Raw genomic sequence first — 24630 nt, 5'->3', positions numbered from 1 at the left:
TTTATAAGGTTTCTATAAAGGCCTCACATCTTGTTTTGAGTTGTCCCACGTCTTCCATGCTGTAGTTGGTATCTATTTTTAAAAAGGGAAGGTCAATTTCTTTTTCTACTTGATAAGCCTCAAAAAGGTAGGGTGTACAGAATTGAATAGAGTAATAAACAACCCCTTGAGCTTTTAGTTGGTTGGCCATATCTTTGATGTCTTCTGTTCTTTCTGTATTAGGGGTAAAACAAGCACAGTGGGTCTTTAAGTATCTATCGGCTAAGAGTTTGATACCTGCTTCTACACTCTCAAAGTTTTCAGGAACCAAGGTATGATAATACCTTCTTCCTATGCAAGATTCTTCTCCTACGACTACTGCTCCGCTTGTTTCTATTATGTGATGAAGTTTCCAGTTGGGTAAGGCAAAGGGACAACCAGTAATAAGTATTCTTGGGGTTCCTTTGGGTTTAACGCCTAAGCCCTTTTTAACCCTTTCTTCGAGTTCATCACAAAGTTCGTTTACCTTTTGGGTCAATCTTACTGGATCGTCATAAAAGGCTATCTGATTAACCAAAAGGGCGTCAAGACCTGAAATAGGAGCTGGGTCATAAGCCCTTAATCTTTCAAGCCTCATCAAAGCTTTTCTTTTTTCGTTTACTATCCTTATACCTTCTTTAAGGGTTTCTACCGACATTTTTTGACCGGTTAATTCTTCTAACTTCTCTTTTAAACCAAAAAGTTCTTTTAAAAACAATTCTCTACCTACCTCTGTTTTTCTGTGGGGGACTTCCATAACATAGACCTTTCTGGTAAGTTTATCAAGGACTTCATAAGCTTTTTTCTTACCATCGCAGGTGGTTTCGCCTACCAAAAGGTCGCAGCTTTCTATATAAGGACAAACCTGGGTAAGCTTAAAACCTATAAAAGCCTTGATGAGGTCACAGGTATTCTTTGGTAAAACCTTTTCTGCCTCATCAAAACCTATTGGAGCCCCTGCACAAAGACCTACACATATTCCGTTTGTTGCCAGTATCATTTCCTCAGGTACATAAACACAGAAGGTTCCTATAATCTTTTTTCCCTGTTTTTTAGCCTCAAGAAGCTCTTTTATCCTAAGACCATGAGCCTCTGAGATAACAAAATCAAAATATTTCATCCCTTCGGGGCGGTTTTCTTGAGTAAGATACACCTGTTGATATATATCGGCTAAAGCCTTGAGCAAACAATCATGGTTTTCTAAATTTAGACCTAAATCTTGCCACATTTTTACATAGTCTTGTGTCATAGATCCCTCCCTGGAGGTTTTTTCTTAAAAATTTAGAAAAATTTTTAGTAACAACTGAGAAAAGTCAAATAGGATTTTTCAATAAGTTTTAGGTTGATATATAGGAAAAGTTTATAAATCTAAGGATAAACCCTTACGGTTGGACAGGAGCCCTCTGGTGGTTTAACTTCTCCGATAAGGGTTAGGTTGGTAAGCCCTAATTCAAACGTTTTTTTCTCAAAGATTTCTTTTTTTTCTGGAGGTACGGCTACTAAAACCCCTCCAGAGGTTTGGGCATCAGATAATAAGATTAATTCATCCTCTGAGACGTCTGGGTGAACATAGATCGATTTTTTGCAGAAATGAAGGTTGTGGTAATCACCTTCAGGCACTATTCCCATAGAAATACAATCTTTAGCCTCTTTAAAACAAGGGACTTTGCTTGAGTAGATGATAAGGTCCTTTTTGCTTGCAGTAGCCATTTCAAGGGCATGGCCTATTAAACCAAAACCTGTAATATCTGTTGCAGCTTTAATCCCTAAGTCTACCATTACCGAACAGATTTTATCGTTTAGCTCAGTCATGGTTTTTACCATCTTTTGATAAATCTCTTTGGTTTCATCAAAAAGTTTACCTTTATAGGCGGTTATTAAAATTCCTGTTCCTATAGGTTTAGAGAGATAAAGGAGGTCTCCTGCTTGGGCCTGATTGTTTCTTATGATCTTTTGAGGATGAACCAGGCCAACTACAGCAAGACCATATTTAGGTTCTGGATCATCAACGCTATGTCCACCTACCAACAAAGCACCTGCTTCTTTGATTTTAGACAAACCACCCTTTAGAATTTCTTTTAATACCTCCTTAGGGATACCTTTTTTGGGAAAGGTAATAAGGTTTAAGGCTAAAAGGGGTTTTGCTCCACAGACATAAACGTCTGCTAAAGAATTGGCTGCGGCTATTTGCCCAAAGGTATAAGGGTCGTCAACCACAGGGGTAAAAAAGTCGGCGGTAAAAACCAAGGCCTTTTCTTCGTCTAACTTGTAAATCCCTGCATCAGCTCCGTTTTCAAAACTTTGAATAAGGTTAGGATGAGAAGGAAGCTCTAAATCTTCAAGTATTTCCACAAGAAACTCTTGTGGAAGCTTAGCCGCTCAACCTGAGGCTTTTACCATTTTAGAAAGTTTAACCTCTGGCACACTCACTTGGGTCTCCTTTGATCTTTTCTACCGCATGTTTTATGATGGCTATCAAGTTGGGGAAAATTTCTTCGATAGCTTTAGGGCTACCAGGTAGGTTGATGATAAGGGTTTTACCCCTAACCCCAGCTACTCCTCTGGTTAAAGCAGCCATAGGGGTTAGGGGATAGCTGATATACCTTATAAATTCAGGTATACCAGGAATTTCTTTTTCTATTACCTCTCGGGTAGCTTCAGGGGTAACATCCCTTGGATAAACCCCAGTTCCTCCGTTGGTAAGAATAAGGTCTAATCTTGCTTCATCAGTCCAAGCTTTAAGGGTTTCTACTATTTTTTCCTTTTCATCTGGTAGAATTAAATATTTTTCTACTAACCATCCTTCTTTTTCTACCAAGGTTTTAAGCAGTTTTCCAGATTTATCCTCTCTTTCTCCTTTAAACCCTTTATCACTAAGTGTAAGGATGCCTACTTTTATCATTCTTCTTTTGCAGCCTCTAACTGGGATTTTCTTTCTGCTATCACTTTTTCTGCTACAAACGGTGGGGCTTCTTCGTAATGGGAAAACTTGGAGATAAAATACCCTCTCCCTCCTGTAAATCCTTGTAAAGCTACTACATAGTTTTGAACCTCTGCCATCGGAACCACAGCGGATATTTTAGTCATTTTTTTATCTTTTTCAATCCCTAATACTCTGCCCCTTCTTGAGTTGAGGTCTCCTACTACGTCCCCTACGGTTTCGTCTGGAACATAGATTTCCATTTCTATATAAGGCTCTAAGAGCACAGGATTAGCTTGTTCCATACCTTTTCTAAAACAATGAATGGCTGCTATTTTAAAGGCAAGGTCAGAGGAGTCTACTTCGTGAGATTTTCCGTCATAAAATTGGACTTTTACGTCAACTACCGGAAATCCTGCCAAAGGTCCTCTTTCCATCGCTTCTCTTACCCCTTTTTCTACTGCAGGTACATAGTTTCTTGGGACATTCATTCCAGTAAGGGTTTCTAAAAATTCAAAGCCTTTACCTCTTTCTAAGGGAAAGAGGTTGAAATGGACTTCAGCAAACTGTCCTCTACCTCCGCTTTGTTTTTTATGTCTATAAATTACACCATGTACTGGTTTTTTGATGGTTTCTCTATAAGGGATTTTAGGGGTAGTAAGTTTTACCTTTACCCCAAACTTTTCCCTTAATTTTTCTATGGTTTTTTCTATATGGATTACCCCTAAACCAGAAATAAGAAGTTCTTTAGTTTCTTCATCTCTGGTAAAGATGATAGAAGGGTCTTCTTCTTTGATTTTAGTTAAAGCTCCGCTTATCTTGTCTTCGTCAGCCCTGGTTTCTGGGTGTAAAGCCATGGTTATCATAGGTGAAGGTAGTTTGGGTAGTGAAATAGGTTTAACCCCAAGATTTTTAGCAAAGGTTATCCCTGTAGACAATCCGTCAACTTTAGCAAAAACGATTACTTCTCCTTCTTTAACTTCCTTTACTTGTTGTAGTCCATCGCCTTTGGGTACAAAAATTTGGGTATACTTTTCTTCTTTGCCGTTAGAGGTAAAAACCGTGCTGTCTGAGTTAAAAGAACCGGCAAATACCCTTCCATAAGAAAGTTTGCCGGCAAAGGGATCGATGATGGTTTTGAAAATAAAACCAGAAGATTTTTCGTCTGTTTCGTTCCTTTTTCTTACCAGTTCGTAAGAGGGAACAAACTGGTATAGATATTCGAGAAAAGTAGGCACTCCTATTCCAGGTTTAGCCGCCCCAGTAAAGATTAAAGCGATTTTATTGTTGGCTAAACCAGCTTTTAAACCTTCTAAAATTTCTTCTTTGGTTAAACTTCCGGTATCAAGATATTTTTCTATCAGTTCATCTTTTCCTTCAGCTGCTGTTTCTATAAGATTTTCTTTTAAAGTAGAAACTCTATGTTTTAAATTTTCTGGATAGTCTATATATTCTATTTTACTACCCTTTTCTACTACGGCCTTATCTTCTATCAAATCAACTAAAAGAGGCTGTTCTTTTTCTCCAAAGGCATAGATTATAGGGACCTGTAAAATTTCTAAGTTATCTTGCAGGTCGCAAATGGTTTGACCAAAGTTACTTTTTTCTTCGTCTAATTTGTTGATAAAGATAAAAAGAGGAACTTCCATCTCTTTTGCCATTTCAAACACTCTTATGGTGTGATATTTGATGGGGTTAGAAGAATCAACCACTAAAATAGCAGCATCAGACACCTTAAGTGCCCATTTAATCTCTCCTAAAAAGTTTTCATCACCTGGAGTGGTTAAAAGATAAAAAGGTGTATCTTTGTAATTAAATCCATAGACTCTCAGATAGAAGTTTGATTCTTTTTTTTGTCCCTTGATGGCTTCTCCACAAACTTTACAAAAGGCTTCAGAAAGTCTTGCTTTTCCTGCGTCGGTTTGGCCTAAAATCGTTAATACCTTAGGTACCCCCATAACCTACCCTCCTGTTTTTAGATTACTTAAAAATATTTAATAAAAAAATTTATTTAAATAGTCAAGGGCAATTTTAGTTTCTAAAATTTTTATAATCTGCCTTTTGTTAACTTGTTTTTTTTATATTCCATGTTATTTTTTAAAAAAGCAGTAAAAAAGAGGTTATTTAAACTTCTCAAAAGTTCATTTTAAGTTCAAAATGACTTCTTTTCTCTGCAAACAAAATTAATAAATCATGGAGGATTTATGTTAGATTTTCAGAGTTTTAACCTTTCTCAGGGAACGCTTGAAGCGTTAAGTTCTATGGGGTATACAATCCCTACAGACATTCAGAAAAAGGCCTTACCTTTAGTCTTAGCAGGAGAGGACTTGGTAGGTCAAGCCCAGACAGGAACTGGGAAAACCGCAGCTTTTGGAATACCTATCGTAGAAAAAGTAGACCTTAAAGCTAAGGAAATTCAGGCTTTAGTGCTTGTTCCTACTAGAGAACTTGCTATTCAAGTAAGTGAAGAAATAAGAAACATAGGAAAAAACAAAAGACTTTTTGTGCTTACTTTTTACGGTGGGAAACCTTTGCAAAAGCAAAGAGAGCTTTTACAGAAAAAAATAGGTAAAGTTTTAGTAGGAACGCCTGGAAGGATTAAGGACCTTATTAACAGAGGTTATCTTAAACTTGATAAAGTAAAGATTTTAGTTTTAGATGAAGCAGACAGGATGCTTGACATGGGGTTTATTGAGGACATAGACTATATAATCTCAAAAACACCTAAGGGAAGGCAAACCCTTTTGTTTTCTGCTACTTTGCCTAAGGATATTTGGGCTTTAGCAGAAAAATATCTTAGAGAGGGTTATAAAACCATAAAGGTTAAGCCAGAAGAAATCACTTTAAAACAAATTAGCCAAGAGGTTTATAAGGTTCCTTCCCACATGAAGTTTGAAAAACTAACAGCAATTTTAGACCTTTGGCAAGAACCAAAGGTTATTATTTTTGTACAAACCAAGTTAGAAGCAGAAGATTTAGCCAAAGCTTTAAGGGAGAAAGGATATTCAGTAAAAGCTATCCACGGAGACTACCCTCAGAAAAAAAGAGAAACAGTGATGAGAGGTTTTAAGGCAGGGGAGTTTAAAATCTTAGTAGCTACCGATGTAGCTTCTCGAGGTTTAGACATCAAAGACGTTGGGTTGGTCATTAATTATGGTTTACCAAAGGATGCTGAATCTTACATCCATCGTATCGGAAGAACCGGAAGGGCTGGTCAAACAGGCACAGCTATTTCTTTGATGAGTAGGTCTGAAGAAAAATTTCTGAGAAACATCATGTTTAAAACCAAAGTCAACCCTATGGTCAGGTCTATATAAACAACCCCCTTAATAAATAACTTTTAGCCAACCTTGTTAGACTCTCAAATCTAACAGGGTTTGGTTTATAAGAAAAAATCTTCTAAAGAACTTGACATCATGGTTAAAATTGATATTTTAACTATGACATGAAAAAAATCTCTATTTTTTTAGTTTATACGGACTTAAAAGACGAGATCCTTTTAGTATTAAAGTCTCACTTAGAAGCTGTTTTTGGTTGCCCTGTTAATTTTTATGGATTGGTTTTTGATTTTTCTCAAGCCTATAATCCTAAAAGAAATCAATACCGTTCTACCAAAATTATAGATCTATTTTCTAAATACAAAAAAAACCCAAGAGAAAAATGGGTAGTTTTGGTGGACGTAGACCTTTATGCCTATGGTTTAAACTTTGTTTTTGGAGAAGCAGATTTAAGGCGAGGAATAGCGGTGGTATCTTTTGTTAGGCTGAATCCAGAGTTTTATGGGTTAGAGTTTGACGAAAAACTTTTTACTGAAAGACTTATTAAAGAGGTTACCCACGAGATTGGTCATCTATTTTTTCTCCCTCATTGTTTTAATCCAGGATGTGTGATGGCTTTTTCTAATACCATCAGAGATACAGACAGAAAAGGTAAAAATTTTTGTCTTATATGCGATAGTCGTTTAAAGGCCTATTTGAGTATGGAAAAACTATTATAAATATTATTATATAATAACTTTAGGAGGAGAAGATGTTTAATCCCAAAATGGAATCCCTTCCCAGAGAAGAAATCGAAAAAATTCAACTTGCAAGACTACGAAAAACCATAGCTTTTCTTAAGAATTCTAAGTCCAGGTTAAAAGAAAAGATAAAAGAGGTTCATCCTGAGGACATTAAAAGTTTAGATGATCTGAAGTATTTACCTTTTACTACCAAAGATGACTTAAGAGACTGTTATCCTTTTGAACACATTGCGGTAGATCCTTCAGATTGTGTAAGGATGCATATGAGTTCAGGGACTACAGGGATACCGGTTTTAAACCTTATGACTAAGCATGATGTAGATCAATGGGGTGAGATTATGGCTCGCTGTTTAGCTTGTGCTGGGCTTACCTCAAAGGATAGGTTGCAGATCATGCCTTCTTTTGGTTTGTTTAACGGAGGGTTTGGTTTTCATTATGGAGCAGAAACTTTAGGATGTTTTATCGTGCCCGCAGGGGCTGGAAGAAGCCTTATGCAGCTTAAACTTATAAAAGATTTAGGGGTAACTGCCATAGGAGCCATATCTTCTTATCCTGCGAGGCTTATAGAGGTGGCTAAAGAAAACGACTTTGATTTCCGAAAAACTAAGCTTAGGGTAGCTATTTTAGGGGCTGAGACCTGGTCAGATGAATATAGAAAGAGAATAGAAGACCTAATGGGAGTTAAAACCTTTGATATCATAGGAATGACAGAAACAGGGGGGGTAGGTTTAGGAATAGATTGTGAGGCTAGAAAGGGTATCCATGTATGGGAAGATCATTACATAATAGAAATCGTAAACCCTGAAACAGGTGAGGTGTTGCCTCCAGGGGAAGAAGGAGAATTAATAGTAACTACTCTTACTCGCGAAGGTTTGCCTCTTATAAGATATAGAACAAGAGATATCTCAAGGATAGTAAGCTATGAGCCATGTGAATGTGGTAGAACCCATGTGAGGATAGACCGAATAAAAGGAAGAACAGACGACATGTTAAAGGTAAAAGGAGTAAACTTTTATCCTTCTCAGGTAGAAGCTATTCTTTTAAAATATAAAGGACTTGCTCCTTATTATCAGCTGGTTATAGAAAACATAAAAGGTAAGGACGAAATGACCATCATCGTAGAAAAAACCGATGGTGGATTGACTGATCAAGAGATGGAAAAACTAAACTTAGAACTTTATGACTTATTAGGATTTAGAAGCAAAATCCAGATAGTTCCTGAAGGAACCATTCAAAGAGTTCCTGGTAAAGCGGTAAGAGTAATAGATAAAAGGAAAAAATAAAAAAAAAACTATAAAAACATGGTGATTAATATAATTTTATCCCTAAAAACCTATATTTTTAGGTTTTGTAAGGCTTGACTGAAAGATTGAGATTGTATAATATCTATATTCAATAGGGAGATTAGGATTATTGTAAAAATCTTTCTTTATGGAGGTTTATAATGGGAAAAGGTTTTAGATATTTTTTTCTTGGATTGTTTTTATCTGGAGTGCTTTTATGTTTAAGTTTTTTTCTTTCATTAACTTTTAATAAAGCTTTGGTGGCAAGTAGTGGTGGTTCAAACGAGGACTGTTTGAAGTGTCACAGGTTAGAGAGGCTTCATAAGGTTTTACCCAATGGAGAAAAGATGGCGCTTTATGTGGACCCTGAAGGTTTTAAAACTTCAGTTCACGGAAGTATAGACTGTCTTTCTTGTCATGCTGATATTAACGTAAAAGAACACCCAAAACCGATAAAAATTTCAAGCAAAAAAGAATATAGGAAAAAGGTTTCTGCTAATTGTGTAAGCTGTCATGTTACAGAGAGCTTATCTCCTATTCACAAAAACATCGTAAGAGAAAACAAACTTTCTTGTGCAGAATGTCATGGTTCGCACTACATCCAGCCTATAAAAGAAGAGTTTAACAAAGTAGCTAAGGACTGTTTGAAGTGTCACAGGTTAGAGAGGCTTCATAAGGTTTTACCCAATGGAGAAAAGATGGCGCTTTATGTGGAGGAAAAAAGATTTTATCAATCTGCCCATGGCCAGAAGGTTCACTGTTTGTTCTGTCATCAGGATATCGATAAGTCTACCCATCCCAAACCTATCAAAATAGAAAGCCGTTATGCTTATTCAAAAGAGATAAATCGAAATTGTCTTATCTGTCATCCATCTTCTGGACTTTCTTCTTTTCATCAAAACATCGTAAAAGAAGGAAAAGTCCTTTGTTCTGAATGTCATACTTCTCACTATGTAAAAAATATGAAGTTAGTGAAAAAACAGACCCAAGAATGTATTCAGTGTCATAAAGCAGAAAGGTCGCCAAAGGTTTTAGCTAACGGAGACAAGATGTATCTTTATGTAGATCCAGAAAAATTTGCTCTTACTCCTCATGCTAAAACAGGTTGTTTTGCTTGCCATTATGACATCTATAACGCGGACTTTCATCCTAAACCTCTAAACATTAAATCTTTAAAAGATTATACTAAAGAAATGGCCTCTCGTTGTATTAAATGTCATACTTATGAAAGTATATCTAAACATCCAGGTCATGCTATAGTAGCCAAAGATAAAAGATTTATGTGTATTGATTGCCACGGATATCATACCAATATTCCTGTGGGGGGTAAATAATGAAAAGAAAAACTCTATATTTTTCTTTCTTAATACTGAGTTTGTTTTTATTAGCAACCAGTTTGGTTGCCGCTACCTCTAAAAAGGTTGTAGGGAGTTTACCTTCTAAAGAAGACTTTAGTCTTAAAGAATGGAAGCAAAAGGCAAGTTTTGATGAATATTGTATGTCTTGTCATAAGATAGATTTGAAGAAAAACCTTAAAAGTGGAGAAACCTTAGACCTTAAAGTAAACTTAAACGAAATTAAACAATCGGTCCACGGCAAGTTTCAGTGTATAATATGTCATTCTGATTTTTCAAAGACTAAACACCCTACTTATAATTTTAAAAATAAAAGAGAATATGCCGTTACTCTTTCCAAAACAATCTGTCAAAAGTGTCATACCGATGCCTCATTAAAGAGAAATCCGGTACATTACAACATTTCTAAAACTGCTTCTTGTATCGAGTGCCATGGATACCATGGGGTTAAACCGGCTAAAATAGCAAAACACTTGCCAGAAAATCAGTATTGTTTGACCTGCCATAGCAGAAACATAACCAAAAAGTTTGAAAACGGGGAGGTACTTTCAGTAAGAGTGGATGGAGCACATCTTTTAAACTCCGTCCATAAAGACCTTAAATGTAGTGATTGTCATAAAGGTTATTCTAAAACAGAGCATCCTATTAAGAAGATAGCTTCTTTGAAAGAGTATAGAAAGCAAGCTATAGAAGTATGTAAACAATGTCATACTAAAGAGACTGAGCAGTTTAATAAAAGTATTCATGCTAAAGCTTTTTATCAAGGAAAAGAAAACGCCCCAGACTGTTTAAAATGTCATGATTACCATAAAGTTGCTCGGATTTTGCCTAACAATGAACTTAAATTAAACCTTTGTGCTAGCTGCCATGGAGAAGAAGCTAAAGCTTATAAAGAAAGTATCCATTTTAAAGCCCTATCTGAAGCGAAACCTAATGCACCTAACTGTTCTAATTGCCATAAGGCCCACGATGTTTTGCCTATTAATATGGCTAACTTAAACGATTCTTGTTTGGCCTGTCATAAAGATTCTAAAAAAGCTCATAATAAATGGCTCTACAATCCTCCGTTTACCTTGGAATCTTTTGTAGACGTGCATTTTAAAGGTTCTTCTTGTAGTGCTTGTCATGCTAAAGGTGAAAAGGCAGTAATACTTACTTTAGTAAATAAGGATAAAAAGACACCTTTTACGATAGATGAGTTAAGTAAAGTCCTTAATTGGGATGTTGAACAGGTAGTAGAGAAAATCGATTTTAATAAAGATGGTTTGATTCAGGAAAAAGAACTTTGGGAATTTTTGGGTACGGTTAAACAAAAAGTTAAGGTAGAGTTAAAGGGTAGAATAGATATAACCAATCCTAATGATGCGCATAAGATCCTTTCTAAGAAAGAGGCTATAAAAGATTGTGCGGTTTGTCATAGTTCTGAGGCTAAGTTTGTCGGTGTTTTAGAAATCAACAAAGAGGGAGAAAAAACTCTTAAGACCTCGGTTGATAGAAAGGTTTTAAATTCTTTTTACGCTATACCTAATGTAAAAGATTTTTACGTTTTAGGTCTTTCAAGGATTAGTGTATTAGATGTGTTGTTTGTTTTAGCTGTAGTTTGCGGTTTAGGTTTTGGTTTAGGTCATTTAGGTTTAAGGATTATTACTACACCTATTAGAAGAAAAAGAAGGGAGGGTAAATAATGAAGAAGGTATATCTCCATCCTTTACCTATAAGGATATGGCATTGGGTAAATGCGTTAAGTTTTATTGTTCTTATTATTACTGGCTTACAAATTAGGTTGGTTGACAAGCTAACCCTTATGTCCTTTCATACGGCGGTAAAAATACATAGTTGGTTAGGTTTTATCCTTCTTGCCAACTATTTTATTTGGTTAGTTTACTATCTGGTTACCGGGAAAATTTTTAAAATCTATGTTCCACCTTTTTGGAGGCCTATAGATTTCATAAAGAGAGCTTTTAATCAGGCCAAGTATTATGCCTATGGTATTATGGTAGGAGACAAAAACCCTCATCATCCAACCCCAGACAATAAATTTAATCCTTTACAACAGGTCTTTTATTTTATTATTATGGTTTTTTGTATACCTTTACAGATTTTAACCGGTCTTGTGCTTTGGGACCCTGTGCAATTTAGTTGGTTAGAACGGTTGATGGGAGGTATTCAAATAGTTTCTTTAATCCATAATGGGCTTTGGATATTTTATGGATTTTTCCTTTTTGTGCATATTTATTTAAGTACCTTAGGACATACTCCTTTAGCACATATTAAAGCTATGATTACTGGTTATGAAGAAGAACCAGAGGAACACAAACATAATTAACCATAAAGGAGGTAATGTTATGAAAAAGATTTTAGGGGGTTTGATAGTAGGGAGCTTTTTATTTGGAGGTGCTTTAGTTTTTGCCTTGCCGTCAGAAATAGAGTTAAAGTGGGAGGGAATGAAGTTTCCTCCCGTAAAGTTTAATCATGCTAAACACATAGATGAATACAAGGTAGAATGTAAGATTTGTCATCACGCAGACGCAGACCCTAATAAAGAAGTAAAAAAATGTATAGAATGTCATGATATCGCTCAGGCTCAAGATAAGATATTAAAAGCTATGGATGCTTATCATAAAACTTGTATTGAATGTCATAAAAAAGTTAATGCTGAACAGGCTAAACAGGCGCCTACTAAGTGTAACGACTGCCATAAGAGGTCTTAGTTGATAAAGAAGGATAGCTAATAACTAAGCATATTTTTTAAATTTCTTCTTCCTCTATTTCTTCTAAATCTTCATCATATATATATTTTACCTCTTCAGAAAACTTAAATTCGTTTTCTTTTGGAGGTTTATGAGGAACCCTTATAATTTCTCTTAATTGTTCCAATTCTAAAGGTAGGGTTTCATCTTGTTGACAAATTTCACAGTTTTGTACATGTTTTTCTACAAGTTCCATCATTTTAACCGGAGAAAGGGTAAAGGACCTTACTTCTTGGTACCAGTCTCTAATAAGGTTTTTTAATCTCTCGCATTCCATTTTAATTCTACCTCCCTTTTGATACAGTTACCTGTATGAAAAATATTTTATCCAAAATCAGTTATTTTAAAAGATGGTTTACTCCAAATTTTTGGATTTTGTGGTAATTTTAGAAAACTATCAAAAAAAATTAGAAAGGGTGATGAAGGTGAAAAGTTTTAGAATTTTAAGCGGTATGCGTCCTACAGGTCCTCTTCATTTGGGGCATCTTCATGGGGTTTTAAAAAATTGGTTAACCTTTCAAGAGCAGCATGAATGTTTTTATTTTGTGGCAGATTGGCATGCCCTTACTACTGAGTATGAGTCTCCTCAAAAGATTAAGGAATTTGTGAAAGAACTTTTTTTGGAATGGTTGTCTGTGGGGCTTTCTCCAGAAAAGAGTGTATTGTTTTTACAATCATTAGTAAAAGAACATGCTGAACTTTCTTTAATTTTTTCTATGATTACTCCAGTAGCTTGGTTAGAAAGAAACCCAACTTATAAAGATATGATACAAAATCTTCAAAACAAAGATCTTACCACTTACGGATTTTTAGGTTATCCAGTTTTACAGGCAGCTGATATTTTAATTTATAAAGCAGAAAAAGTGCCTGTGGGGTTAGACCAAGTACCCCATTTAGAGTTAACCAGAGAAATAGCCAGAAGATTTAACTTTTTATACGGTACTGAATTTTTTCCAGAACCTGAGGCCCTTTTATCCGAGGTCCCCAAGATACCAGGAATAGACGGAAGGAAAATGAGTAAAAGTTATGGTAATGCCATCTTTTTAAACGATCCACCAGAAGTAGTAAGAAAAAAAGTTTTATCCTATGTAACCGATGTACAAAGACCAAGAAAATCAGATCCAGGAGACCCGGAAAAAAGGTGTGTAGCTTACAATCTTATAAAATTTTATTTTTCTGAAGAAGAAAAAAAAGAGGTGATAGAGGGTTGTAAAAATACTCAACTAGGTTGTGTAGAATGTAAAAAAAAGTTAGCTGATAAAATAATAGAAAGTTTAACGGAGATATGGGAAAGACGTACTAAGATAGAAAAAGAAGACTGGGAAGAGATGTTAAGAGAAGGAGTAAAAAAAGCAAGGGCTATCGCTAAGAAAACGATGGAAGAGGTTAACGCATTATTAGGCTTCACCTATAAGCTTTAAAAATTCTTCCTCAGTAATGGTTTTTACTCCAAGGGTCAAGGCTTTTTGATATTTAGACCCAGGTGCTTCTCCTACCACTACATAATCTATATTTTTAGATACATGGTCTGAAACTTTCCCTCCTAAGCTTAAAACTCTCGCTTTAGCCTGGTCTCTGGTCATTGATTTTAAAGCACCGGTAAACACAAAGGTTAATCCTTGAAGTTTGGGGATTACTTCCTCGGTTTTTTCTTCTTCAAAAATAATCCCAGCATCTAATAATCTCTTAATAATTGCTCTGTTTTGTTCGTTTCTAAAAAATTCTACTATCGATTTAGCCACTTCATAACCTACACCCTCTACTGTCATTAAGTCAGCCATAGAGGAGTTCATAAGGTTTTCTAAGGTTTTAAATTTTTGAGCCAAAAGTTGTGCCATTGCTTCTCCTACATGCCTTATACCTAAAGCATAAAGAAACCGAGCTAAATTAGTTTTTTTGCTTTTTTGAATGGCTTCATAAAGATTTTTAGCTTTTTTGTAGGCAAAACCAGGTAGTCTTAAGAAATCTTCTAAACGAAGGTAATAAAGGTCTGCTATGTTTTCTACCAATCCTCTGTCTACCAAATCTTTAGCTACCTTTTCTCCTAGGCCTTCTATGTTCATTGCATTTCTGCTAGCAAAATGTAAGATTTTTCTTATCAAGCTTGCATAACAGTTAGGGTTAGGACATCTCCAAACTGCTTCACCGGGCTTTTTGACAAGTTTGGTGCCACATCTTGGACATTCTGTAGGAAATTTTATTTCTTTTTCTTCGCCTATTCTTCTTTCTTTAATCGGCATAATAATTTGAGGAATTACGTCTCCTGCTCTTTGGACAAGCACCCAATCACCTATCTTAATGTCTAAGTTTTTTATATAATCTTCGTTATGAAGGGTGGCCCGTTCTACTATTACGCCTCCTATTTGGACAGGTTTTAAAATGGCTACCGGAGTTATGGCTCCAGTCCTACCTACCTGAAAAACTACATTTAAAAGTTTGGTAGTGACTTGAGTAGGTTGAAATTTATAAGCAATGGCATATCTTGGGGACCTGGCCTTAGTTCCAAGTTTTTCCCATAAAAAAAGGTCGTTTACCTTTATAACTATACCGTCTATTTCATAAGGAAGTTCTTGTCTTTTCTTTTCCATTTCATGATGATAAGCAATCGCCTCTTGGATGTTTTTTACTAACTTTACTAAAGGATTAACTTTTAGCCCCCATTTAGGTAATGTTTGAAGTACTTCCCATTGGGTCTTAAAGGTATAACCTTCTATTTTGCCTATGCCATAGAAAAATATGTCTAACTTTCTTTTGGCTGTTATCGATGGGTCAAGCTGGCGAAGTGAACCAGCTGCAGCGTTTCTTGGATTAGCAAAAGGTGGTTCTCCTCGGCGTATTCTTTCTTGATTAATTTTTTCAAATTCGTCTTTATTTAGGTAAACTTCCCCTCTTACATCTATTCTTGGTGGAATTTCAGGAGAATTTTCGTCAAATTTTTTAAGTTTTAGGGGGATAGATTTAATGGTTTTGATGTTAAGGGTAACGTCTTCTCCTACATATCCGTCTCCTCGGGTAGCTCCTACCTTTAATATCCCTTCTTCATAAACCAACTCTACTGCGAGTCCATCTATCTTAGGCTCAACAGTGTATTCTATAGAGGTATTTTCTGGGAATCCTAAAAATTTTTTAATTCTTTTATCAAACTCTAACACCTCGTTTTCGTTCATAGCGTCATCAAGGGATAACATAGGCTCTGCATGAGGTACTTCTTTAAATCCTTCTGCTGGCTTAAAACCTACCCTTTGGGTTGGGGAATCAGGGGTAATCAATTCGGGATATCTTTCTTCTAACTCTCTGAGTTCTCTCATTAAGGCATCGTATTCAGCATCTGAGATAACCGGAGAATCAAGCACATAATAACGATAGTTATGATATTCTATTTCTTCTCTAAGTTTTTTAACCCGCTCTATCACTTCTTGAGGGATGTGAGAAAGGTCTTCTTTTTTCTCAGTCATGGTTATATCCTCCGGGTAGGTTTGTTGATATATTTATTTTAAACCTCAAATTTTATAACTACAACCATTATTTAACTACCTAACTACCTAACTTGTAATCCTTACTATTTTATCGATTAAATTCGCCTTTCTTTCTCTCCGGTTTATAAATACGATTGACTTTAGTTATTCTTTGATTTGTTCTTAAACCTTAAAATAGGTTTGGATATTAGGTTGAAAGGATAGCTAATTAACATGATAATTATATTTAGAAATTACGTCGCAATATTTTAAAATAGTAACCACACAACCATCTGTTTGGGGTTGACAAAAAAATAAAAACCTATATATTTTTAACCAAAACTTTATCATTTCAAGGTGGAGGTACTGATGGCAAGACATAAAAAGATAGAAAGGCAGAGAGAAATCGAAAGAAGGAGAAGAAGAAGGGAAAAATTAGCTAAACTTCGTGCTAAGGGCCTTTTTCCTCGTCCCGAAGGATATGATACTACAGTTTATTCTTATATAGCTTATGCGGTAGCTAAGGGTATTATGACCTTAGACGAAGCCTTATCAAAATTAGAAAAGGCTAAAATATCTTAAGCTATTTTAGTCTTAACGTTTAAAATCAAATTTTTAGGCTATTAATCCCCCTAATCAAAATTTGGATTAGGGGGTTTACATATGGATTTTATTCTTCAAACAGTTTCTCTTTCTAAGTTTTTTGGTTCTAAGAAAGTGCTTCAAGATGTCTCTTTTGAGTTAAAAAGAGGCGATGTTTTGGGGGTAATTGGTCCTAATGGTGCGGGTAAAACCACTTTACTTTATTTATTATTAGATGTTTTAGTTCCTACTTATGGAAAGATTTTTTACTTTGGTAAAGATTTCAGAAAACATAGAGCAGAAATTTTGGCTAAGGTTGGCTTTGCTTCTCAGTATCTTAGTCTTCCTTATTCTCTTACTGTAGAAGAAAACCTAAAGGTTTTTGGTTATTTTTATAAAGTGCCCTCTCTTAGTCAAAGGATAGAAGAATTGTTAGCTCTTTTTAAGTTATCCCATAAAAAGAAAACCTTAACTCGTTCTTTATCTTCAGGAGAGATGATGAGGTTAAACTTGGTTAGAGCTTTTTTACATCGTCCTGAAATAGTGTATTTAGATGAACCTACTGCTGGCCTTGACCCTGAATATGTAAAATATGTATCTCAAGTTTTAAAAGAGGAAGTAGCCTTAAGAAAGACTACGATTGTGCTTACTTCTCATCAATTAGGAGAATTAGAAAGGGTTGCCAACAAAATACTTCTTCTTAAGCAGGGTAGGGTGGTTGGGTTTGGTGAGTTAAAACATTTGTTGGTTCAATTTCAGGTGGAGTCCTTAGAAGAATTATATTTTAAGGTGTTTCATGAAGACGGTCTTTAGCTTTAAAAGGATTTATGGCGTAGTTTTAAGACATTTTTTTCTTTTAAAACACAGTCCAAGTAGGTGGTTAGACCTTTTATATTGGCCAACGGTTGACCTTTTACTTTGGGGTTTTATTACTATATACTTACAAAAGGAGATTTATTCTCAAGGTTTTTGGGTTTTTCAGTTTATCGGGGCTTTAATTTTTTGGAATATTTTGATAAGGGCTCAACAAGGTTTAGCAGTAGGTTTTTTAGAAGATGTATGGTCCAGAAACTTGGTACATATTTTTGTCTCTCCTATAAGAGTTTATGAATATTTAGCAGGCTTGATGATCTATAGCCTTTTTAAGGCGGCTATTGCTTCGGTTATTATGGTGTTTATTGCCGGTACGGTGTTTAATTTTAAATTTTGGCTAACAGGGTTACAATTTTTTGTTTTGGTTTATGGTTTACTAATCTTTGCCTGGAGTATAGGTTTACTTACAATGGCACTTATTTTGTTTTTTGGTCAAGAGGCAGAAATTCTTGCCTGGGCTTTAGCCTTGTTTTTTCTTCCTTTTTCTGCTGTGTTTTATCCGTTAGAGGTTTTACCAGAACCTATAAAAACTTTTGGTAAATTAGTACCCGCTTCGTATCTTTTTGAAACCTTGAGAGAAATTTTAAAAACGGAAAAATGGGATATAGGTTTAGTGCTTAAATCTTATTTTTTAAACTTAATTTATTTAGTAGTTAGTTCTTTAGTTTTTGTTTATGCTTTAAGATTAGCTAAAGAAAAGGGAAAGCTTCCTAAAATAGGAGAGTAAATATAGAGTAAATATCTTGTTTTTTCTAACAAATTTGTTATTTTTAAATTGCTATGAAAAAGGAGCCGAAGCTTTTTCCACAGGAAAAAATTAGAAACTTTAGTATTATTGCTCATATAGACCATGGTAAATCTACGCTTGCCGACAGGATTTTAGAGGCTACCGGTGCTGTTTCAGCCCGAGAGATGCGGGACCAGTATTTAGACCGCCTTGATTTAGAGAGAGAAAGAGGAATTACTATAAAAGCTCAGGCAGTAAGGCTTTATTATCAGAGTGAAGACGGGGAGGTCTATCAATTTAACCTTATAGATACTCCGGGACATGTAGATTTTACCTATGAAGTTTCAAGGGCCCTTGCTGCGTGTGAAGGGGCTTTACTGGTGGTAGACGCTTCTCAAGGAGTTGAAGCCCAAACTTTAGCTAACGTATATTTAGCCTTAGAAAACAACTTAGAAATTATACCGGTTATCAATAAGATAGACCTTCCCCAAGCAGACATAGAAAAAACTAAAAAAGAGATAGAAGAAGTTATCGGGCTTTCGGCAGAAGAAGCTATTTTGGTAAGCGCTAAAATTGGAATAGGAATTAAGGAAGTTCTAGAAGCTATCGTTAAGAAGATTCCTTCTCCTAAAGGAGATAAAGAAAAACCTCTCAGGGCTTTGGTGTTTGATTCTTGGTATGACCCTTATTTAGGGGTGGTCGTTTTAATAAAGGTGGTTGATGGCAAGCTTTATACAGGACAGAAAATAAGGTTTTTCTCTACAGGTAAGGTATACGAGGTTACAAAGGTGGGTGTGTTTGCTCCTGAGCCAACATCGGTTGATTTACTTTCAGCCGGAGAGGTTGGTTTTATAGCAGCGGGGATAAAAGAGGTTAGAGAGGCTAAGATAGGTGATACTATTACCGAATCTCAGGCTCAGGTAGAACCTTTACCAGGTTTTAAAGAACAAAAACCTGTGGTTTTTGCAGGTATTTTCCCGGTTGACAGCGACGATTTTGAAGACCTAAAAGAGGCTATAGAAAAACTTTGGTTAAACGATCCAGCTTTTTCTTATGAAATGGAAACTTCAGCAGCCTTAGGGTTTGGTTTTAGGTGCGGCTTCCAGGGGCTTTTACACATGGAAATCGTCCAGGAACGTTTGGAAAGAGAATATAACCTTAACCTTATTTCTACATCCCCTTCGGTTAAATACAAGGTAAGACTTAAAAACGGAAAGGAAATAGAGGTAGAAAATCCGGCAAAGTGGCCTGATCCAAGCTTGATAGAGGAGGTGCTTGAACCTTACATAAAGGCAGAAATCTATACTCCTAAGGAATTTTTAGGCCAATTGATAAATCTTTGTGAAGAAAAAAGAGGAATCCAAAAAGAACTTAAGTTTCTCACCCCAGAAAGGTGCGTTTTAGTCTATGAAATTCCTTTTAGCGAGGTAGTCTTAGATTTTTATGATAAACTTAAAAGTTATTCTAAAGGTTATGCATCTTTAGACTACCAATTTATTGGATACAAACCAGGAGATTTAGTAAAAATGGATATTTTAATCAATAAACAACCTGTTGACGCTCTATCTTTAATAGTCCATAAAGACAAGGCCTATTATAGAGGAAGAGAACTTGTGACTAAATTAAAAGAGGTAATACCAAGACAACTTTTTGAAGTCGTTATCCAAGCGGCTATCGGTAGTAAAATTATAGCCAGAGAAAGAATTGCTCCACTTAGAAAAGATGTGCTTGCAAAGTGTTATGGAGGAGACGTCACCAGAAAGAAAAAACTTTTAGAAAAACAAAAAGAAGGTAAAAAGAGGCTTAAATCTATAGGTCAAATAGAGATTCCTCAAGAAGCCTTTCTCGCAATTCTAAAAATCTAAACACTAAAGGAGTAGAAATGAATACAGGTAAAGAAAAGGTCTTAGATTGGATTAAAAGTTTAGTCATAGCTTTAATTTTAGCCCTTTTTATCCGCACCTTTGTAGTGCAGGCATATAAAATCCCTTCTGGCTCTATGATACCTACCTTATTAATAGGAGACTACCTTTTGGTCAACAAACTCTCATTCGGAGTTAAAAATCCGATTCAAGGAGGATTTATCTATTTTAGGGAACTACCTAAAAGACAAGAAGTAGTAGTTTTTACCTATCCTTTAGACAAAAAGTTAGACTTTATAAAAAGGGTTATAGGGCTTCCAGGGGATACTATACAGATAGTTAACAAAAAAGTTTATGTTAATGGTCAACTTCTTTATGAGCCTTATGTACAGTTTGTAGACCCCGAGGTTTACCCTCGTGAGGTTAGTCCTCGAGACAATTTGGGACCGATAAAAGTCCCTCAAGGAAAGATCTTTGTTTTAGGAGACAACCGTGATCAAAGTTATGATAGTAGGTTTTGGGGTTTTGTTCCGATAGAATATCTTAAAGGTAGGGCTCTGATTATATATTTTTCTTGGGACTCAGAACATTTTCGAATAAGATTAGATAGGATAGGGCAAGTAATAAAATAAATCTTTTAAAAAACATTATTTTATTTAGCTATCATAGCCCGCATAAGGTCTGCAGTATTTTCTGCATGATGAGAAATCCCTAAAATCAGGTCTACTAGTTTTAAAAAGTAAAAAAGGGCTAAAGGATCTTCTATTTGGTTAAAAATGGCCTTTTTAACTTTGTTCCCATAATCTTCAGCTAAGTACTGTCCATACCTAATTTCTCTGATCAAATCTTTGGCACGGTTTCTGCTTTCTTCATTTTTAGTTAAAATAAAATCCGCAGAATATAGGATCATTTCTTCTAAAAATTCAAGAGGCTTAATACTTTGGTTTAGAAGTTCTTCTATATGTTTAAAAAGGTCTGAGGAGACAGGGAGATGTTTAAAGGAAAGCCAATTAAGTATTTCTTCAGCTACGTCAGCAATGGCGTCTTGTTCTTTGAGATACATAAAAAGCTCAAACCTTTCTACCGGTAAGATAAGTCCTTTAGGTAAGTGTCCTCTGATGTTTCTTTTTAGTTTATCAGCTTCTTTTTCTATCTCAAAAATATGTTTAGCCGTTTCCTCAAGCCTTTCTTGATTAAGGTTATAATAAGCCTCTAAAGAAAGAGAAAGCCTTTCAACACATTCTATCACTAAACGGGCATGCTTCCTTAATAACTCAAATACAGGCAAGTCTTTTAAAATTTCTTCTTTGATGTTCTTTATAGAGATAGTTCTTTCTTCCAGTTTTACCATTCTTCCTTCAGTTACAAAAATGACCCCTTCTGCGATGTTCGTTGCTAAATCAGCTATTCTTTCTATATTTTCTATTACTTTAATATATTCTATCCCTGGATCTATATTGTTAGGACTTCTTTTCATGCAATTTTTTACATCCTCGATAAGATCCCTTTGTAAACGGTCTACTATAGAATCATATTCAATCACTGACCTTGCTTTTTGAGTATTTTCAGTGACAAAGGCATTGATGGCTGAATGAAGCATGGTTAAAGCTTCGTTAGCCATTTCTTCTATGGCTACTTTACATTCCGGAAAGGCTCGATTTTCTTGCTTTGATAAAGTGAGAGCACTGTAAGCAATATTAACCGACTGATCTGCTGTCCTTTCTAAGTTCCTGGCTATGTCTATAGCAGTGATTACAAACCTTAAATCTCTTGCTACTGGTTGTTGTAAGGCTATGATTTCAAGTGCTGTTTGGCATACCATATGTTCATAGTAATCTATTTGGTCATCTGCTTTGATTACCTTTTCAGCTATCGTTGCATCTAATTTATTTAAAGCTAAAATGGTACCATTTACCATTTCATCTACATTTTTTGCCATATCAGTTATTAGATTTTTTAAGATTTGCAACTCCTTGCCAAGCGCTATTCTTGTCATGAGAAGCCTCCCCAACTAACCGCAATTAATTTATTATAATATAATTTTTAAGAACGGTCAAACTTATAGCAGGCCTTCCTCTAAAATTGTTAATTTTAAAGATGCTATCGGAGCCACAATGGCAGTTTTTAATTTGCTTTTGCTTGTATCATTAAAATTACTATGTCGGTTGATCGGAATTTTTTTAAATAACGATGGATTTAATTAGTTTTTTAAGGATCTATAAGAAAATAAAGCTTATTTGCATAGTCTTCCTCTATGCCCTAATCTCAATCTTTTTTAAGTAATACTTTAAATATTTATATTTCACATTTTAAGCACTATATATCTATTATTTTATATTTTTTTTCAAATTTTAAACTCATAAAAATATAAAATAACTTTAATATTGACAATTTCTAAAATTTATGATACTAAATAATTAATTTCCATTTAAAATTGTGTAAGGTATAACAAATATATTTTTTTAAAAAGGGGGAGGATATGGGTAAAAATAAAAGAATTTTTTATATAAGTTTGGCTATTTTAGGATTTTTAGTTTCTTCAGCCTTTGGAGAGGAGATAAAAGAAGAAGAAAAATTTAAAAAGGCTGAAGAGCTACCTGAGGTTGTGGTTGAGGGAGAGAAAATTATTACTCCTACTAAAGAAACCGCAGAAACGGTTTATACAGGAATTGGAATCACTAAAAAGGGAATTGAATTATCTGGGGAAAAGGGAAGTAGTAATGTGTGGTCCATTTTAAATTTTTTACCTGGAGTCCGTTTTGAGAGTCCTGATCCAACAGGTATTTCCTCTACTCAACGTACTATTACCATAAGAGGGGTAAGTGGTTCCTTGGGGACTATGTCTGTTGAAGGGGTGCCTGTTTACGGAGGAAACCCAATCGGTCCAAGAGAATACATCTTTGATTTAGATAATATTGAAGCGATTGATGTTTATAAAGGGGTTATTCCTGTTAACCTTGGGACAGGGGCTGGAACAAGGGGAGGAACGGTTGAGGTAAAACCCAAATGGGCAAAAGATAGGTTTGGTTTTGAGTTTAAACAAGGCTTAGGTATGAATGACTACACCAAGACTTTTGCAAGGTTAGATACTGGAAAAATTAATCCCTTAGGGACAAAAATTTCTCTGTCCTATTCATATACTGAAGCAGATAAATGGAGAGGTAAAGGAAAAATTGGTCCAAGAAATAATGTAAACTTTACTTTGGTTCAACCAATAGGAGAGATGATTAATATAAAATTCTGGGTAAACTACAATGATATTGAACATCACAAATATGCTACCCTTTCTTATCAAAATGCTAAAAAAGATAGATGGTTAGATTACAATGAAATCTTTACAGGTAATACTACGAAAGACTGGTATTATTACAAGTATCAAAAGCTTGGATGGACAAACTATGATTATTACGGTTTTATAGATGTTAAGTTATTAAATAGTCTTGTGCTTCAGATAAAACCTTACTACAGGATAGAGGAAAAAGAGGATTGGAGTGGGAGTTCAAGAATCTCTGGTCCTTCAGGACCACCTAAACCAGGAGTAAGCTGGAGTGGATGGGAAGTTACACGTAAAGGAGTTTTGGGGGAGCTTGTTTTTGATTTTAGGCTTGTTAAAGGGGTTTTAGGTTATCATTATGAGCGTCAAGAGTGGGATGACAGACCCTCAAAAAATTACTGGTTAAATGCTAATGGTAGTTTGACTTTTATCGGATGGGGGAGGTTTACTAAAAGCATTTCAGATGGCTATTCTTCAAGTCCGTATTTAAAGCTTTCAGGAAACCTTGGCAAATTAAACTGGCAGGCAGGAATAACTTATATAAAGAAAAAGGACGGTGAAAACGAAGGGTATATTACTAAATATAATGGAACAACACCATATTTAGAAAGGGAACCAAGGCTTGATTATGGTGGAAGAAGCTATTCTTCCTGGGTTCCTTCTTTTGGTATTTCTTATGCCTTTAGTGATAAGATAGAGGCTTACACAAGCTTTGGTAAAACCTTTCAAACACCATACATGTATATGCCTCTCATTAACCTTTATTATCGGCTTTATGATAAGTTCAAAAAAATGGGTATAACCTTAGATGACCTTTTTAACGATTACCAATGTGAAGAAACTTATAATTGGGATTTGGGGCTTAGGATTAGAACACAAAGGTTTGAGTTATATCCCACCATATACTTTTCTAAACATAAGAATTTAAACACTCCTTTTACTCCGGGATGGAAAGATCCCGATAATCCGTCCCAGCCTTTGATTGACCCTCAAACTGGAAGACCGGTAAGCTTTAATACCTTTATCGGCAAGGCAAGGGGATATGGGTTTGAGCTTGCTTCAACGTTCTATCTGACGGATAGAATCTCCTTTTTCTTTAATCCTTCTTATGTAAAAATGAAATATGATGAAGATATCGTAAGTGGTGGAATTCGCTATTCTGTTGAAGGAAAACAGGTGGTTGGTGTACCAGAAAGAATGTTAACCACAGGACTTATAGCAAGATACAAAGGGTTTGAAATAACCCCAAGGTTTAGGTATGTAGGTAGTTATTATGGAGATTTACAACGCACAGAAAAAGTATCAGGATATGAAGTTTTTGATTTTATAGTTTCTTATAACAAAGAAGAAATAAAAAGTCTTAGGCTTAAAAACATAAAATTAAGCCTTGAGATTTACAACCTTTTTGACAGAAGATACATTTTTGGTACTTCTAACAGTTATTATCCAGGGGTGCCTTTTACTGTGTTTAGCTCAATATCCTTTAATTTTTAAAAAAGTGGAGGTAGGT

Annotated in this window: 21 protein-coding genes; 14 read left to right on the top strand and 7 right to left on the bottom strand. The window is 35.3% G+C overall.

Annotated elements, in window-relative coordinates:
* Position 1: 1 nt before the first annotated feature.
* The 4 genes from F1847_RS05600 to F1847_RS05585 all read right to left on the bottom strand — a co-directional run bounded on the left by F1847_RS05600 (position 2) and on the right by F1847_RS05585 (position 4896).
* Positions 2-1267, bottom strand: coding sequence for a double-cubane-cluster-containing anaerobic reductase (locus F1847_RS05600; RefSeq protein ID WP_150072100.1), 1266 nt, complete (start codon positions 1265-1267; stop codon positions 2-4).
* Between the two features lie 119 nt (positions 1268-1386).
* Complete coding sequence (selD, locus tag F1847_RS05595; protein ID WP_150072769.1) at positions 1387-2442, bottom strand: selenide, water dikinase SelD; 1056 nt, start codon at positions 2440-2442, stop codon at positions 1387-1389.
* Positions 2429-2920 carry a molybdenum cofactor biosynthesis protein B gene (locus F1847_RS05590; RefSeq protein ID WP_150072099.1) on the bottom strand — a complete coding sequence of 164 codons (492 nt, stop codon included), beginning with the start codon at positions 2918-2920 and terminating at the stop codon, positions 2429-2431. Before F1847_RS05590 ends, selD begins: the two co-directional genes overlap by 14 nt.
* Positions 2917-4896, bottom strand: a complete 1980-nt coding sequence (locus F1847_RS05585) for a translation factor GTPase family protein (protein ID WP_150072098.1) — start codon at positions 4894-4896, stop codon at positions 2917-2919. The genes F1847_RS05590 and F1847_RS05585 overlap by 4 nt, the downstream gene beginning before the upstream one ends.
* A 246-nt stretch (positions 4897-5142) precedes the next feature.
* Between F1847_RS05585 and F1847_RS05580 the strand changes: the two genes are divergently transcribed.
* The 7 genes from F1847_RS05580 to F1847_RS05550 all read left to right on the top strand — a co-directional run bounded on the left by F1847_RS05580 (position 5143) and on the right by F1847_RS05550 (position 12308).
* Positions 5143-6255 carry a DEAD/DEAH box helicase gene (locus F1847_RS05580; RefSeq protein WP_150072097.1) on the top strand — a complete coding sequence of 371 codons (1113 nt, stop codon included), beginning with the start codon at positions 5143-5145 and terminating at the stop codon, positions 6253-6255.
* Positions 6256-6383: 128 nt separating this feature from the next.
* Complete coding sequence (locus F1847_RS05575; protein WP_150072096.1) at positions 6384-6935, top strand: archaemetzincin family Zn-dependent metalloprotease; 552 nt, start codon at positions 6384-6386, stop codon at positions 6933-6935.
* Between the two features lie 32 nt (positions 6936-6967).
* Positions 6968-8242: a phenylacetate--CoA ligase gene (locus tag F1847_RS05570; protein WP_150072095.1), complete on the top strand. Its 1275-nt coding sequence runs from the start codon at positions 6968-6970 to the stop codon at positions 8240-8242.
* Positions 8243-8403: 161 nt separating this feature from the next.
* Positions 8404-9576 carry a cytochrome c3 family protein gene (locus F1847_RS05565; RefSeq protein WP_150072094.1) on the top strand — a complete coding sequence of 391 codons (1173 nt, stop codon included), beginning with the start codon at positions 8404-8406 and terminating at the stop codon, positions 9574-9576.
* Positions 9576-11282: a multiheme c-type cytochrome gene (locus F1847_RS05560; protein ID WP_150072093.1), complete on the top strand. Its 1707-nt coding sequence runs from the start codon at positions 9576-9578 to the stop codon at positions 11280-11282. The genes F1847_RS05565 and F1847_RS05560 overlap by 1 nt, the downstream gene beginning before the upstream one ends.
* Positions 11282-11923: a cytochrome b/b6 domain-containing protein gene (locus F1847_RS05555; RefSeq protein WP_150072092.1), complete on the top strand. Its 642-nt coding sequence runs from the start codon at positions 11282-11284 to the stop codon at positions 11921-11923. The genes F1847_RS05560 and F1847_RS05555 overlap by 1 nt, the downstream gene beginning before the upstream one ends.
* Before the next feature lie 19 nt (positions 11924-11942).
* The gene (locus F1847_RS05550) at positions 11943-12308 is read left to right on the top strand and encodes a cytochrome c3 family protein (RefSeq protein ID WP_150072091.1); all 366 of its coding nucleotides are present in this window, start codon (positions 11943-11945) and stop codon (positions 12306-12308) included.
* A gap of 37 nt (positions 12309-12345) precedes the next feature.
* Here F1847_RS05550 and F1847_RS05545 read toward each other — a convergent pair whose 3' ends face one another.
* Entirely contained in the window at positions 12346-12624 is a 279-nt protein-coding gene (locus tag F1847_RS05545) for a hypothetical protein (RefSeq protein WP_150072090.1), read from the bottom strand.
* A 142-nt stretch (positions 12625-12766) separates the two neighbouring features.
* Here F1847_RS05545 and trpS point away from each other — a divergent pair, with 142 nt between their 5' ends.
* Positions 12767-13768: a tryptophan--tRNA ligase gene (gene trpS, locus F1847_RS05540; protein ID WP_370516790.1), complete on the top strand. Its 1002-nt coding sequence runs from the start codon at positions 12767-12769 to the stop codon at positions 13766-13768.
* Here trpS and ligA read toward each other — a convergent pair.
* The gene (ligA, locus tag F1847_RS05535; protein WP_206202386.1) at positions 13745-15802 is read right to left on the bottom strand and encodes an NAD-dependent DNA ligase LigA; all 2058 of its coding nucleotides are present in this window, start codon (positions 15800-15802) and stop codon (positions 13745-13747) included. The two genes, trpS and ligA, sit on opposite strands and share 24 nt — an antisense overlap.
* Positions 15803-16171: 369 nt before the next feature.
* Here ligA and F1847_RS05530 point away from each other — a divergent pair, with 369 nt between their 5' ends.
* The 5 genes from F1847_RS05530 to lepB all read left to right on the top strand — a co-directional run bounded on the left by F1847_RS05530 (position 16172) and on the right by lepB (position 20478).
* A complete protein-coding gene (locus F1847_RS05530; protein WP_150072089.1) occupies positions 16172-16384 on the top strand; it encodes a hypothetical protein in 213 nt (70 codons plus the stop codon).
* 81 nt (positions 16385-16465) lie between these two features.
* Positions 16466-17197, top strand: a complete 732-nt coding sequence (locus F1847_RS05525; protein ID WP_150072088.1) for an ABC transporter ATP-binding protein — start codon at positions 16466-16468, stop codon at positions 17195-17197.
* Entirely contained in the window at positions 17181-17984 is an 804-nt protein-coding gene (locus F1847_RS05520) for an ABC transporter permease (RefSeq protein ID WP_150072087.1), read from the top strand. Before F1847_RS05525 ends, F1847_RS05520 begins: the two co-directional genes overlap by 17 nt.
* A gap of 53 nt (positions 17985-18037) precedes the next feature.
* The gene (gene lepA, locus F1847_RS05515; protein WP_150072086.1) at positions 18038-19849 is read left to right on the top strand and encodes a translation elongation factor 4; all 1812 of its coding nucleotides are present in this window, start codon (positions 18038-18040) and stop codon (positions 19847-19849) included.
* A gap of 17 nt (positions 19850-19866) precedes the next feature.
* A complete protein-coding gene (gene lepB / locus F1847_RS05510; RefSeq protein WP_150072085.1) occupies positions 19867-20478 on the top strand; it encodes a signal peptidase I in 612 nt (203 codons plus the stop codon).
* Positions 20479-20498: 20 nt separating this feature from the next.
* Here lepB and phoU read toward each other — a convergent pair whose 3' ends face one another.
* Positions 20499-21842 (bottom strand): phosphate signaling complex protein PhoU, encoded by a 1344-nt coding sequence (phoU, locus tag F1847_RS05505; RefSeq protein WP_150072084.1) that lies wholly within the window; start codon positions 21840-21842, stop codon positions 20499-20501.
* Positions 21843-22325: 483 nt separating this feature from the next.
* On the opposite strand from phoU, the gene F1847_RS05500 reads away from it, so the two are divergent.
* A complete protein-coding gene (locus F1847_RS05500) occupies positions 22326-24614 on the top strand; it encodes a TonB-dependent receptor (RefSeq protein WP_150072083.1) in 2289 nt (762 codons plus the stop codon).
* Positions 24615-24630 lie beyond the last annotated feature (16 nt).

This window comes from Thermodesulfobacterium sp. TA1 (genome assembly GCF_008630935.1).
Classification (GTDB): Bacteria; Desulfobacterota; Thermodesulfobacteria; order Thermodesulfobacteriales; family Thermodesulfobacteriaceae; genus Thermodesulfobacterium.
The sequence above is the reverse complement of the archived record's forward strand: the minus strand, read 5'-3'. Positions and strand labels throughout refer to the sequence as shown.

What these genes read in the sequence shown, in the direction of transcription:
- F1847_RS05550 (WP_150072091.1), top strand. Translation starts at nt 11,943, where the DNA reads ATGAAAAAGATTTTAGGGGGTTTGATAGTAGGGAGCTTTTTATTTGGA.
- F1847_RS05575 (WP_150072096.1), top strand. Translation starts at nt 6,384, where the DNA reads ATGAAAAAAATCTCTATTTTTTTAGTTTATACGGACTTAAAAGACGAG.
- F1847_RS05520 (WP_150072087.1), top strand. Translation starts at nt 17,181, where the DNA reads ATGAAGACGGTCTTTAGCTTTAAAAGGATTTATGGCGTAGTTTTAAGA.
- lepA (WP_150072086.1), top strand. Translation starts at nt 18,038, where the DNA reads ATGAAAAAGGAGCCGAAGCTTTTTCCACAGGAAAAAATTAGAAACTTT.
- phoU (WP_150072084.1), bottom strand. Translation starts at nt 21,842, where the DNA reads ATGACAAGAATAGCGCTTGGCAAGGAGTTGCAAATCTTAAAAAATCTA.
- F1847_RS05580 (WP_150072097.1), top strand. Translation starts at nt 5,143, where the DNA reads ATGTTAGATTTTCAGAGTTTTAACCTTTCTCAGGGAACGCTTGAAGCG.
- F1847_RS05530 (WP_150072089.1), top strand. Translation starts at nt 16,172, where the DNA reads ATGGCAAGACATAAAAAGATAGAAAGGCAGAGAGAAATCGAAAGAAGG.
- F1847_RS05560 (WP_150072093.1), top strand. Translation starts at nt 9,576, where the DNA reads ATGAAAAGAAAAACTCTATATTTTTCTTTCTTAATACTGAGTTTGTTT.
- F1847_RS05570 (WP_150072095.1), top strand. Translation starts at nt 6,968, where the DNA reads ATGTTTAATCCCAAAATGGAATCCCTTCCCAGAGAAGAAATCGAAAAA.
- lepB (WP_150072085.1), top strand. Translation starts at nt 19,867, where the DNA reads ATGAATACAGGTAAAGAAAAGGTCTTAGATTGGATTAAAAGTTTAGTC.
- F1847_RS05585 (WP_150072098.1), bottom strand. Translation starts at nt 4,896, where the DNA reads ATGGGGGTACCTAAGGTATTAACGATTTTAGGCCAAACCGACGCAGGA.
- F1847_RS05545 (WP_150072090.1), bottom strand. Translation starts at nt 12,624, where the DNA reads ATGGAATGCGAGAGATTAAAAAACCTTATTAGAGACTGGTACCAAGAA.
- F1847_RS05555 (WP_150072092.1), top strand. Translation starts at nt 11,282, where the DNA reads ATGAAGAAGGTATATCTCCATCCTTTACCTATAAGGATATGGCATTGG.
- F1847_RS05565 (WP_150072094.1), top strand. Translation starts at nt 8,404, where the DNA reads ATGGGAAAAGGTTTTAGATATTTTTTTCTTGGATTGTTTTTATCTGGA.
- F1847_RS05525 (WP_150072088.1), top strand. Translation starts at nt 16,466, where the DNA reads ATGGATTTTATTCTTCAAACAGTTTCTCTTTCTAAGTTTTTTGGTTCT.
- F1847_RS05500 (WP_150072083.1), top strand. Translation starts at nt 22,326, where the DNA reads ATGGGTAAAAATAAAAGAATTTTTTATATAAGTTTGGCTATTTTAGGA.
- F1847_RS05590 (WP_150072099.1), bottom strand. Translation starts at nt 2,920, where the DNA reads ATGATAAAAGTAGGCATCCTTACACTTAGTGATAAAGGGTTTAAAGGA.
- F1847_RS05600 (WP_150072100.1), bottom strand. Translation starts at nt 1,267, where the DNA reads ATGACACAAGACTATGTAAAAATGTGGCAAGATTTAGGTCTAAATTTA.
- trpS (WP_370516790.1), top strand. Translation starts at nt 12,767, where the DNA reads ATGAAGGTGAAAAGTTTTAGAATTTTAAGCGGTATGCGTCCTACAGGT.
- ligA (WP_206202386.1), bottom strand. Translation starts at nt 15,802, where the DNA reads ATGACTGAGAAAAAAGAAGACCTTTCTCACATCCCTCAAGAAGTGATA.